The sequence below is a fragment of the Pseudoalteromonas sp. S1727 genome (assembly GCF_005886375.1).
Taxonomy (GTDB): Bacteria; Pseudomonadota; Gammaproteobacteria; order Enterobacterales; family Alteromonadaceae; genus Pseudoalteromonas; species Pseudoalteromonas haloplanktis.
On the sequence record NZ_PNDT01000332.1, the window covers coordinates 1 to 456 of the forward strand.

Sequence of the window (456 nt, forward strand, 5' to 3'; positions counted from 1 at the left end):
GCGCTGGGGGCGTGATCGTAACAACGGTGTGCGAACTGTTGGTCGTAAAGGAGTTTATAGTCTATTTATCTTGATTTCAAATTATCCCAGAAGAGCTAAAGTTACAAAAGATAATTGGAAAAGACTATAGCGATAATAAGATACAAGTAAAACGTTGGTTATAAACTGTGAGTAACGCTTAGCATTAAGAAAAAGTCTTTCGAGATGATAGCCTTTTTTGTGCTTATTCGTATTCGATAGGATCAGTTATATTATTCAGACTAAATGGTTCTAAGCGGAGTTGGCACGCAGCACACTGACCGCAGGCTTTTTCACGGCCGTTATAGCAGGTCCAAGTATGGCTATAAACTAAGCCCATTTTGATACCATCAGTTAAGATATCGATTTTAGTATCGTTAAAATAAGTGCTGAAGATTTCTACTGCAGCGTAATTTGCTATACTACATACATCATCCT

1 protein-coding gene is annotated in these 456 nt (G+C 37.7%); it reads right to left on the reverse strand.

Annotated features, from left to right (window positions below):
* Positions 1–223: 223 nt before the first annotated feature.
* The coding region (locus tag CWB85_RS22190) for a 7-cyano-7-deazaguanine synthase (RefSeq protein ID WP_171039081.1) at positions 224–456 on the reverse strand (233 nt) is incomplete at its 5' end.